Here is an 11280-nt window from a genome sequence, read left to right as displayed (position 1 = left end):
GAGCCTCTATTCTTATCCCCATAAAATCAATCAGAAAATTGAGGGGTCAGAAAAGAAAATGGGTGGGAAAATACCCGATGGGTGTTGGGGGGGTGACGGGATTCAGCGGAGCCTTTGCAATCCCAGGGCATGCCCCTTCCAGACAAGGAGGGCGCGGCCGAACAGGCCGAGGAGATGGCTCCCAAGCGGAACGGTGTAAGGTCGAATCTCCGCCCTTTCAGCCTGACCGGCATCTTCAAGCAGGCAGTTAACCGTCGCCAATCCGCTTTCAACGGCCGACTCCATGCCGATTCCGATCATGCCGCTGTGACAACCGGCGACATACCAGTTGGAGACGCCGGTTCGATGGGTATTGAAGGATCGATGAAGCCCCGTGATGGCCGTTTGCTCTGTCAAGTAAAGAACCTTTGGATGGATTTTTGCGAAAGAGACATTTTCCACGAGCGACGGCTTTGCCGCGGGGTAGACACGATTTAGATCTTTGATGATCCTCTGGACGATCTCTTCGCGATTCCAGGCATCCTGGATAATACCGACATCGAGGAGCACGTCGATTACGTCTCCCCGATGTCCGAGGTCTTCGGCCCCAAAATTGTTGAAGACCGATTGGCAACCGTTAAAGGCAAAACTCGGATTATGTGTCCCCGTAATCTCACGCTCATCGGTGACGCTCTTTCCATAGTAGACACGGGCAATAGAGAGCTGGGTCTGACTCCCCCGTGAGGAGAAATAGGACCGGACAACCGCGTGGCGTCTTAGAGGAGAATTATCAGGCAGGAGAGGGGCGATCATGTGGGGATAGACCGCCGTGATAAGATCATGACAGCGGATCTCTTCACACCCCGCCTCTGCCGGATTCTCCCAGAGATTTTCACTGGCCGGCTTGTTGATCTGGCCGGCTCGCGTTCGGGAGAGCGTCGTATTCACACCGCAACGCGTACAAAAGGCGCGGTCCAGGCTGTAGTTCTCGGCGCCGCAGTTATCGCACATATAACGGGAAGAACCGGCGGCCTCAGGGCCGTATGATTTTATCCAGACCGACTTGATCTTCTGCCCTTCGGTGTCGCTTTCCAGCCTTCGTGCCTCCGTCCAGAAGCGGAACTCGACACCGATTCGACGGATTTTTTCCACGAACCGGTCAATAAAGGCACTGTTATAGTTTTTTGCGAAGACACGATAGTGGAGGGCGTTGCGATGGAGCGTCATTGTCCCCGCCATGACCGTTGCGATACGAGGCGCGCTTGTATACCAGGGGTGCGTATTATAGATGCTCGGGGTGACCGCCTCCATGAAATGGCGTGAGCGGGCATCCATGTGAAGCAGGAGGCCCAGCCCTTCCAGGCTCAAGGTATTCGGGACGGCAGGCGGTTCAACGATTCCGTGTGAAATTTTGTCGGCACAATAGGTGGCTACGGCGGCCAACTTCATCATCCCCCATTTGGAACGGAGCGGGAGTTTGAGTTTGGCAAACATCCCCAGGGAGTGGAAAGGGGGAGGGAGATGACGGGAGGTCCAGTCGTTCATCTCGAGGCGGTGTCGCACCTCATCTCCTGTGATGATGGTAAATCCAGGAAAAACCGGTGTCATCTCGCCGCCAATCTCCTCGACGAGAGGAACAAGATTGACGTACTTGTTGAAGATCATATGCATCGGCATCTGGAGTTTTTTGTTGGTCCCAAGGCGGTGATCGACCCAGTTGCCCGTGAGTCCCCCGGCCGTCCCCGATCGCTCGATCACGAGGATGCTTGTCTTGGGCTTGAGTTTCTTGAGCGTGTAGGCGGCGGTGAGCCCCGCCAATCCCGCCCCTACAATAACAAGGTCATATTCTTTTGAGGCTCCCATAGATAGAAAGAGCCTCCCTTATATATCAATTTCTGTTCAAAATGAAATAATTTTAATCGATCTGACGAGAATCATGTTGCTTTTATGATCCGGATCATTATCCAAGTTCTCTTTTTGATTAATAGACTGCAAGATCCATTAATTTGAATTTCAAAACAGGAGGAATTTATGACTAAAAAAATCATCATTACGATCCTCGCGGTCCTTGTCATGCCGCATTTCGTGTGGACTGCCGAGAAGGCCGAAGGAAAGGCGTCTGCCTGGCATGAGAAGGTTTCGGTCGGTGGTGAGCTTCGTTTGCGCAGTGAGAGCCAGCTCGCCTACGGTGGTATCACGGGAGGGGTTGACAACGACTCATTTGTACTTTCACGTGCCAGAACGCATCTCGATGCCCGACCGCTCGACGGGCTGCAGGTCTTTATTCAGCCGCAGTTCTCCCGGATCTTTGCGCAGGAGGAATCGACGATTGCCAACAATGGTGATGCCGCCAATGGCAACAACGTGTTTGATCTTCACCAGGGATACCTGAATTTTCAGAAGATCGGTGGATCACCTTTCTCGCTCAAGGTCGGAAGGCAGGAGCTTGTCTACGGTGACGAACGACTCGTCGGCGCCTTTGGCTGGAGCAATATCGGTCGATCGTTCGACGCCGGAAAACTCCGCCTGGAATGGGACCATTTCTGGCTCGATGGCTTTTTTGCCTGGAATGAAAAGGCAGGGGGGAACGAATATTTTTCAGGCCTCTATGGGAGCTCGGAGATGAACAGTTCCATGACGATGGAGGGATATGCCTTGTTGCTCCGGGATAACGACGGCGACGGATCGGCGTTGCAGGGGTTGGGGCTCACGCTCGCGACGGTCGGTCACCGGATGGTGGGAAATCTTCTGGAGAACCGGATCGACTACAACACGGAGATGGCGATGCAGGTCGGCAAGACGGAACCGAACAATCATCTGGCACATGCCGTCCATGCGGCCGCCGGTTACAATTTTGAAACTTCCACAAGGCCGCGTTTTGGTCTGGAGGCGAACTATGCCTCGGGCGATGACGCTTCCACGGCACGGATCGAGAGGTTTCATAACCTTTTCCCGACAAATCACACCAAGTATGGTTACATCGATTTTGTCGGTTGGCAAAACGTGATCGATGCCGGTCCGACCTTCAGCCTCAAGCCGTTTAACGGGGCGGTTGTGAGCCTGGACTATCATCTCTTTCTGCTCCCACGTGTGATCGACGGTCTGTTTCGTGCTGCGGGAACACAGCTCCGTGCGGGGGCCGGCGGGGCCTCGCGTCTGGCAGGTCATGAGGTTGATCTGCTCGGCAAATATCAGTGGAATAAGGCAGTGAATTTTCTGCTCGGGTATTCGCTCTTCAAGGGAGGGGAATTTTTCAGCACGACCGGCACAAACGGAACCGCCCACTTCCTGTACACACAGACCCAGGTGAATTTTTAGAACTCATTTATTTTTGCGAAGGCCAATAACATCAGCAACGGTCACGTTCTCGGCCCAGGAGATAAAGGTCTCTTTCACAAAACTCCAGGAGTGATGGATGGCACAGGGGTTGGCGGAGCCGCACTTTTTCAGGCCAAGGAGGCAGCGTTCCTTCTCTATGTTGTAGCCGGCGGCGTGGAAGATGTCGCTCAAATGTATCTTTTCAGGGGGGAGCGCCATGAGAAATCCGCCATGAGGCCCTTTTTGGGCCAGGAGCAGTTTTTTTTCGACGAGCCGTCGCAGGATCTTGGAGAGAAAGGGGAGTGGGACCCCTGTTTTCCCGCGAATGTCTTTAGCGCGAACGGCATGATCGGAACGAAGGCGGGAGAGTTCTATGATGACCTGCAGGGCGTAAACGGCCGTTTGCGAAATTTGGATCATATTCCCTTCTCCTTTCCTCCCTTATCCCCTCCGCCAGAAAACCCTGCTGTCTTGCGGCGGGGAGCTTCATCACAAAACCGGCACCTGATGAGAATCATGTCGGCCATTGATCTCGGTCATTAATCTCAACGCCTCTTTCCTAATAATAGATGGCAAGGTCCATTAATAACATGACCAGGATCTCATAATAGACAAAAATAAAAAATGTCTATTATGAAAATCTTGACCCAGGAAACAAAGGAGCCCCCATGGATCCGATCACACGACGCGCGTTTCTTAAAAAAGTCGGAATCGGCGGAGCCGCCACTCTCTTTCTTTCGTCTCAGGCGTACTCTTTTTTAAAGCCGATTGTCGGTGTTGATAATCCCCTTGAATTTTATCCGGAGCGCGGATGGGAGAAGGTTTATCGGAACCAATACAAGTACGATTCGAGCTTTACCTTTGTCTGCTCTCCCAACGACACCCATGCCTGCCGGGTGCGCGCATTTGTCCGGAACGGAGTCTTAATACGAACGGAACAGAATTACGATGTTCAGCGATACGGCGATCTGTACGGCAACAAGGCGTCCTGCAACTGGAATCCTCGGATGTGTCCGAAAGGGTACACGCTTGCGCAACGGATGTACGGCCCGAACCGTCTTAAAAACCCCGTTGTAAGAAAAGGTTGGAGGGAATGGGCGAAAGACAGTTTTCCGTATCTGACCCCGGAGCTGAAGAAGAAGTACAAATTCGACAGCCGCGGTTCTGATGAACTTCAGGTGATTGACTGGAATGAGGCGTTTGACCTGGCGGCGCAGGCGATGATGGCAATCGCCAAAATGTACAACGGTGAGGAGGGGAAGAGACGGCTTCAAGAAGAGGGGTATGTCCCGGAGATGATCGAGCGGACGGAGGGGGCGGGGATTCGAACCCTCAAATTCCGCGGCGGCATGGGGCTCTTGGGGGTGATCGGCAAATTCGGGATGTTTCGATTCTCCAACATGATGGCGCTCCTCGACAGCCATGTGCGCGGGGTCGGTGAAGAAAAGGCAGTTGGCGGCAGAAGCTGGGATAACTACACGGAGCATGGCGATCAGGCGCCTGGCTACCCGTTCGTTCATGGCTTGCAGACAACAGACTGCGATTTTAACGATCTCCGGTTTACCAAGCTCCACATCCAGTGCGGGAAAAATTTGGTCGAGAACAAGATGCCGGAGTCGCATTGGTTTATCGAATCGATCGAGCGGGGTGCCAAGGTCGTGACAATCACGCCGGAGTACAGCCCGCCTGCGACCAAATCGGATTATTGGCTTCCGGTCCGGCCGGCGTCGGATGCGGCGATCTTTTTAGGAGTCTCAAAGATCCTGATCGATCGAAAGTGGTACGATGAAGATTTTGTAAAAAAATTTACAGACCTGCCGTTGCTTGTTCGAAAGGACAATTTAAAACGCCTGCACGCCTCTGAGGTGTTTGCTGGTTACAAGCCGGGTTTAAGTTCTGAGGGAGCAAGTTTCAAGGAACAGGGCTTAACGAAAGAACAGTACGAGAAACTTGGAGATTACGTTGTGCGGGATGCCTCCTCGAATGAGTTCAAGGCGATTACGCGGGATGATGTTGGAAATCATTTAAAGAAAAAAGAGATTGATCCCCTGCTAGAGTGGAAAGGGGAGATCAATCTGGTCGACGGGAAAACGGTGGAGGCGATGACCCTCTGGGAGGCGTACAAGATCCACCTTAAAGATTATGATCTGGAGTCCGTCGCTGAAATCACGCAGGCGCCGAAACGGCTGATCGAACAATTGGCGAAAGATTTTGCGACGATCAAACCGGTTGCGATTCATATCGGGGAAGGAATCAATCACTGGTTTCACGCGACCGAGGTAAATCGAGCAACCTTTCTCCCGCTGATGCTGACCGGGAACATCGGCCAGCATGGGGCCGGTTCATTCACCTGGGCGGGGAACTACAAATCGGCCAATTTTCAGGCCGCGCCGAGTGTTGGTGCCGGGCTTGGAGTTTGGGTCGCTGAAGATCCGTTTCATCCTGCCCTCAGTTCGCGCACGCCGGGCAAAGAAGTGCCCGTCAAAAATTATGCCCTTGATGAAGGGGCCTCCTACTGGGCGCATGGCGATCATCCGCTGGTTGTCGAAACCCCGAAATTCGGTCGCAAGATGTTTACAGGCAAGACGCATATGCCGACGCCGACCAAGGGGATGTGGTTCACGAACGTCAATCACATCAACAATTCCAAGTGGGCGTATCAGGTGATCAAAAATGTTCTCCCCACCTGCAACATGATTGCGGTGACCGACATCGAACTGAACGGCACGATCGAATATTGCGATATCGCGTTTCCGGCCAGCTGGTGGGCGGAGATCGAAAATTTTGAAGTCACCTCCTCCTGCTCGAATCCGTTCCTGCAAATTTGGAAAGGTTCCTTAAAACCGCCCGTCAACACCCGTGATGATGTCCAAATTCTGGCGGGTGTTGCAAAACGTCTAGGAGAAATACTGAAAGACAATCGATTTGCCGACTACTGGAAATTTGCCCTTGAGGGGAAGACGGAGGTTTATATCCAAAGATTGCTCGATGCCTCAATGACACTTCATGGCTACAAGTTTGACGATATTATCTCCGGTAAATACGGTGAACCGGGTGCTGCGTTGATGTTGTTCCGAACCTACCCGCGCATTCCTCTCTGGGAACAGGTGAACGAAAATAAGCCTTTCTTCACCGATACCGGCCGGCTGAACAGCTATTGCGATATTCCGGAGGCGATCGAATATGGCGAGAATTTCATTGTGCATCGTGAAGGGCCGGAGGCGACGCCATATCTGCCGAATGCGATTGTCTCATCGAACCCGATGGTCCGTCCCGAAAATTACGGATTGTCGCCCGATGAGATGGATGCGGAGGCGCGGCATGTCCGGAATATCAAATTGCCTTGGCAACAAGTGAAGGCGACTGTCAATCCTCTCTGGAAACAGGGTTTTCATTTTTACTGTGTGACTCCGAAGACCCGGCATACCGTCCATTCACAGTGGTCGAACGTCACTTGGAACCGGGTTTGGGCGAGTAATTTTGCCGACCAGTTGCGGGAGGACAAACGACAACCGGATGCGGCGGATCACCAGATTCACATCAACCCGCAGGCGGCGAAGGATCTTGGGATCAGCGACGGCGATTATGTCTATGTCGATGCGAACCCGGCTGACCGACCGTACATCGGTTGGAAACCGGACGATCCGTTTTACAAGGTCGCCCGGCTGATGCTTCGCGCGAAATACAACCCGGCCTATCCGTACCATGTGGTGATGATCAAGCATGGAACCTGGATCGCGACGGAAAAGACGGTCAAGGCGCATGAGTCTCGACCGGACGGCCGTGCCCTCTCGGAGACCGGTTATCAGGCGAATTTTCGCTATGGCTCTCAGCAGAGCATCACGCGCGAGTGGGCGATGCCGATGCATCAGACAGACACGCTTTTTCACAAGGCAAAGATCGGACAGCGGTTTTTGTTCGGGGGCGAGGCGGACAACCACATGATCAATACCGTCCCGAAGGAGACACTTGTCCGGGTCGTCAAGGCGGAGGACGGCGGCTTGGGGGGACATGGAAAATGGGAAGGGGCAACGACCGGTCGCACACCGGGCGATGAGAACGTTGAAATGCGGAGGTATTTGAATGGCGGATTTGTCAAAAAAATCTGAGGTCGAATCAGACGACCCCCTTGAGATTGTGCAGGCATTTTTCGACGTGCCGGCGGACAACAGTTTCTACCGTGAAATGGCACGGACCTTCATTGAGGAATACATGATGATCGGCTGGGCGGATGACGAGATCCTCGCCCTCTTCCACGAGCCTTATTATCGGGGGACATACGACATCCTTCAGAAGAAGGGAGAGACATTTGTGAAAAACATCATCGACGAGGTGCGCCATGGCTAAAGTCTACAACTGGCAGATAGGCCGGGAGATGGATTTCCCGTATGAGGAGGCCCATCCCAAGCGGCAATTTGCTGCCGTCTTTAACATCAACCGCTGTATCGCTTGCCAAACCTGCTCGATGGCCTGCAAGTCGACGTGGACCTTTTCCAAGGGGCAAGAGTACATGTGGTGGAACAACGTCGAAACCAAACCGTACGGCGGCTACCCGCGCAATTGGGACGTCAAACTTCTTGCGATGCTCGCGAAAGCGGATCCGGAAGGACAAAAGACAATCTTCGAGGCGGCTCCTCATGGCGAACGGGTCTTGGGGTATCTTCCGGAGGATCGGGAGTGGAAGGCCCCCAATCTGTACGAAGATACCTCCACAAAATACAATTCAGGTGGTTCGTTAGGCCTTTCAGGGGAGGGGGTTTCTCTTCCCGAACATAAGGCATGGTTCTTTTATCTCCAGCGGATCTGCAATCATTGCACCTATCCCGCCTGTCTTGCCGCCTGTCCGCGCAAGGCGATCTACAAAAGACCGGAAGACGGAATCGTTTTGGTCGATCAGGAACGGTGCCGGGGTTACCGAAAATGCATGGAGGCCTGCCCCTACAAGAAACCGATGTTCAACGCCGAGACTCGGGTGACCGAAAAATGTATCGGCTGTTATCCCCGGATTGAGGGGAAGGATCCACTCCTGAAAGGAAAACGGATGGAGACCCGGTGCATGTCGGCCTGTGTCGGGCAGATCCGACTGCAAGGACTAGTCGATGTTCAGCCGGATGGCTCTTGGGCTGAAAATCGGCAACACCCGTTGTATTACTTGATCAAGGTGGCAAAGATTGCCTTGCCCCTCTACCCGCAATTCGGCACTGAACCGAATATTTATTACATTCCGCCGCGCTGGGTCCCCAAAAACTACCTGCATCAAATGTTTGGACCGGGTGTCGACGAGGCGGTTGACCGATATCTCGCGCCCGATCGCGAACTGTTGGCGGTGTTGCAACTGTTCCGCCGAAGTCAGGAGATCGTCTTTCGTTACGACATTGAAGAGGGGCCGAAGCTCTTTGAGACGATAGTCCATGGCAAGCCGTTCACACTCTATAACGATACGGTCATCGCCTTTGGAGAGGACGGAAAAGAGATTTTTCGAACAACGGTCGAAGAACCAACTTATCTACGGCCCAAGGAGAGAACCAATGCTGTTTAAAAGATTGCTGATAATGCCCCATCTGCTTCGTTGCCTTCCTCAAAAAACCCTCAACGTACTTTCTAGTACGCCTCGGATCTTTTTTGTCAGGCGCCTTGCATCTAGGATCATTCTCAGCAATCTTTTTTTATCACTACTGCTGGGTGGGTGTCATCCAACCAAGGTGGATCCGGAGGTACAACTCCTGCTGGAGAAACTTCAAAAAGAGGGAGATCTGATTTCAGCGAAGTCGTTTGAGGGTGAGATTCCGAATGATCCGTTTGACCCGGCCTGGCAGACGGCGACGGGTTTTCAGATCCCGCTTGGGTCGCAGGTTTCAGTCGCTCCCCGAGCTTCCTCGATGAAAAAAATGGAGATCACTGTTCGCTCTCTAGTGAGCCGCAAAGAGGTTGGCTTTCTAATCTCTTGGGATGATCCGACCCGCGACACCCTCGAATCGGGTGTGACTCGGTTTCGAGATGCGGTTGCGCTGGGATTTCCGATCGATTTTGGCGTGGGGAAACCGATTCCTTATATAGGGATGGGAAGCGCGGGGCATCCGGTCAATATCTGGCATTGGAAATCATCCTGGGAGGGGGGATCGCTGCCCCATCCCGCTTCGCGGGACGAGGGCCCCATCCCCCCTAACCCCTCGGCTTCGGACGGGCGAAGCCCGATCCTCCGCCGCGATCCCCTCGAAGCTGGTTATCCTGTTAATCATCGAACCGGAGAAGAGGCCGGTAATCCCCTGTCGGCATATGAACATAGGAGTCCTGTCGAGAATCTCGTCTCGGAAGGTTTTGGAACCCTTACATCGGTTTCCTCCAAACAGTTGAACGGAAAAGGGATCTGGAAAGATGGACGCTGGTCAGTTGTTCTGAAGCGATCCCGATCGGTACAAGAGACGGCGGTTGATCTAAGCTCCTCCAAGGGAGGTGTGATCCCGATCACCTTTGCCGTTTGGGACGGCTCCGGCGGTGAGCGGAACGGAATGAAGGGATTAAGTCGCTGGCGGTTTCTAAAACTGGAGGGGGAATCGGTTCACAAAGATTATCTGCAATCGTTCATGATCGGTCCGATCCCGGGCGCTGATCCGGAACATGGTAAACAGTTGACGGCCGAGATGGGATGCAATCTGTGCCACAATTTCCCCAACCAAGCGGCGATGAATGACGTCGGTCCGGATTTAAGTTACGCGGGGTTGATTCATCGCGCTGAATATCTGTTGGAGTCGGTTAAAAATCCGAGTGCTGTGGTTGTTCCGGCGCCCGGTTATTTTGACCCGAAGACTCTCACCTCGACAATGCCTTCCTTTGAAGGTCAGGTGGCCGAGCAGGATTTCAAGGATCTTGCGGAATATTTGAGGAGGCTCCAATGAATTCCAAGGCAGAGATGTATCAATTGCTCGCCGCCTCCTTTCATCTTCCCGATCCGGATTTGGAAGAACTCCGTTCGGAACAGGCCCGGCTCTTCTCGCTCACGGTCGCCGGAGGAATTTCCCCTTATGAAACTGAGTACGGCGATCAGGAGGTTTTTGCCAAAACACAAAGTCTGGCGGATATCGCCGGTTTTTATAGGGCGTTCGGGTTTGAAGTAGCGCCGGAGGCGCACCAACGAATCGACTTCATCGGCGCCGAGCTTGAATGGATGAGTTGGATCGTTCTGAAGGAAGAGCATGCGCGGAAGAATGGTCGAACGGAAGAGGCAGAGCTTTGCCATGAGGCGGCGGCGAAATTTCTTCACGATCATCTTGGCCGTTGGGCCCCGTTTTTAGGGAACCTTCTGAAGCAGGAGGCGCGGCATCCCTTTTATCGGATGCTGGGTGAGACCTTGCAACAGTTTATTGACGAGGAATGTTCGCGATTTGAAGTGACACCGGAGAAGGTGACCGCATGGAAACCAATCCCGGTTTCTGCGACCGATTTTGAATGCGGCATGGAACAAGGAGGCTGTTGATGAACACAAAAATAACGGTGAAAGGATATTTCGAGGCGGATCATGACCGATTGGGCTCTCTGTTCAAAACTTTTCAGGAACTGAAGAGGAAAAATTTCACGGAAGCGAAACGGGCGTTCGTCGAATTCAAATTCGGCCTCCAACGTCACATTATTTGGGAAGAGGATATCCTATTCCCGCTCTTTGAAAGAAAAAGCGGGGTGAACCCCAAGACAGGCCCCACGTCAGTCATGCGTGCGGAGCACCGGCAGATCCACGAGGCGCTCGATGCAATCCATGCGCAGGTGGCCAAAGGGAGTCCTGAGACCGACTCCGAGGAGGCGATGCTTTTGTCCGTTCTGTCCCAGCATAACCTCAAGGAAGAGAAGATTCTCTATCCGGCGATGGACCACCTCATGAGTGCAGGGGAGATTGCGGAGGTCTACCGCCAGATGGAAAAGGTGCCCCCAGAACGGTATGAACATTGTTGCTAATGGCTCAAAGTTATTGTGATTCCTTGAGATTGTACC

At 53.1% G+C, this 11280-nt stretch carries 9 protein-coding genes; 7 read left to right on the top strand and 2 right to left on the bottom strand.

Annotated elements, in window-relative coordinates; all coding sequences use genetic code 11:
• Positions 1-102: 102 nt before the first annotated feature.
• On the bottom strand, positions 103-1842 hold the full coding sequence (locus HYT77_07030) for an FAD-dependent oxidoreductase (protein MBI2067748.1): 1740 nt from the start codon (positions 1840-1842) through the stop codon (positions 103-105).
• A 168-nt stretch (positions 1843-2010) separates the two neighbouring features.
• Here HYT77_07030 and HYT77_07025 point away from each other — a divergent pair, with 168 nt between their 5' ends.
• Positions 2011-3297 (top strand): alginate export family protein, encoded by a 1287-nt coding sequence (locus tag HYT77_07025; GenBank protein MBI2067747.1) that lies wholly within the window; start codon positions 2011-2013, stop codon positions 3295-3297.
• A 3-nt stretch (positions 3298-3300) separates the two neighbouring features.
• On the opposite strand, the gene HYT77_07020 is transcribed toward HYT77_07025, so the two are convergent.
• Entirely contained in the window at positions 3301-3717 is a 417-nt protein-coding gene (locus tag HYT77_07020; protein ID MBI2067746.1) for an Rrf2 family transcriptional regulator, read from the bottom strand.
• Between the two features lie 248 nt (positions 3718-3965).
• On the opposite strand from HYT77_07020, the gene HYT77_07015 reads away from it, so the two are divergent.
• The 6 genes from HYT77_07015 to HYT77_06990 are packed head-to-tail and all read left to right on the top strand — an operon-like array spanning position 3966 to position 11244.
• The gene (locus HYT77_07015) at positions 3966-7406 is read left to right on the top strand and encodes a molybdopterin-dependent oxidoreductase (protein MBI2067745.1); all 3441 of its coding nucleotides are present in this window, start codon (positions 3966-3968) and stop codon (positions 7404-7406) included.
• Complete coding sequence (locus HYT77_07010; GenBank protein ID MBI2067744.1) at positions 7390-7644, top strand: hypothetical protein; 255 nt, start codon at positions 7390-7392, stop codon at positions 7642-7644. Before HYT77_07015 ends, HYT77_07010 begins: the two co-directional genes overlap by 17 nt.
• Positions 7637-8836: a nitrate oxidoreductase subunit beta gene (locus tag HYT77_07005; protein ID MBI2067743.1), complete on the top strand. Its 1200-nt coding sequence runs from the start codon at positions 7637-7639 to the stop codon at positions 8834-8836. The genes HYT77_07010 and HYT77_07005 overlap by 8 nt, the downstream gene beginning before the upstream one ends.
• A complete protein-coding gene (locus HYT77_07000; protein MBI2067742.1) occupies positions 8826-10193 on the top strand; it encodes a c-type cytochrome in 1368 nt (455 codons plus the stop codon). The genes HYT77_07005 and HYT77_07000 overlap by 11 nt, the downstream gene beginning before the upstream one ends.
• On the top strand, positions 10190-10771 hold the full coding sequence (locus tag HYT77_06995) for a molecular chaperone TorD family protein (GenBank protein ID MBI2067741.1): 582 nt from the start codon (positions 10190-10192) through the stop codon (positions 10769-10771). The genes HYT77_07000 and HYT77_06995 overlap by 4 nt, the downstream gene beginning before the upstream one ends.
• Positions 10771-11244: a hemerythrin domain-containing protein gene (locus tag HYT77_06990; protein ID MBI2067740.1), complete on the top strand. Its 474-nt coding sequence runs from the start codon at positions 10771-10773 to the stop codon at positions 11242-11244. The genes HYT77_06995 and HYT77_06990 overlap by 1 nt, the downstream gene beginning before the upstream one ends.
• Positions 11245-11280: the final 36 nt, after the last annotated feature.

Source organism: Deltaproteobacteria bacterium, assembly GCA_016180855.1.
Taxonomy (GTDB): Bacteria; UBA10199; UBA10199; order JACPAL01; family JACPAL01; genus JACPAL01.
The sequence above is the reverse complement of the archived record's forward strand: the minus strand, read 5'-3'. Positions and strand labels throughout refer to the sequence as shown.

Excerpts from the sequence above, each read along its gene's own strand:
- HYT77_07030 (MBI2067748.1), bottom strand. The coding sequence starts at position 1,842 with ATGGGAGCCTCAAAAGAATATGACCTTGTTATTGTAGGGGCGGGATTG.
- HYT77_07025 (MBI2067747.1), top strand. The coding sequence starts at position 2,011 with ATGACTAAAAAAATCATCATTACGATCCTCGCGGTCCTTGTCATGCCG.
- HYT77_07020 (MBI2067746.1), bottom strand. The coding sequence starts at position 3,717 with ATGATCCAAATTTCGCAAACGGCCGTTTACGCCCTGCAGGTCATCATA.
- HYT77_07015 (MBI2067745.1), top strand. The coding sequence starts at position 3,966 with ATGGATCCGATCACACGACGCGCGTTTCTTAAAAAAGTCGGAATCGGC.
- HYT77_07005 (MBI2067743.1), top strand. The coding sequence starts at position 7,637 with ATGGCTAAAGTCTACAACTGGCAGATAGGCCGGGAGATGGATTTCCCG.
- HYT77_07000 (MBI2067742.1), top strand. The coding sequence starts at position 8,826 with ATGCTGTTTAAAAGATTGCTGATAATGCCCCATCTGCTTCGTTGCCTT.
- HYT77_06995 (MBI2067741.1), top strand. The coding sequence starts at position 10,190 with ATGAATTCCAAGGCAGAGATGTATCAATTGCTCGCCGCCTCCTTTCAT.
- HYT77_06990 (MBI2067740.1), top strand. The coding sequence starts at position 10,771 with ATGAACACAAAAATAACGGTGAAAGGATATTTCGAGGCGGATCATGAC.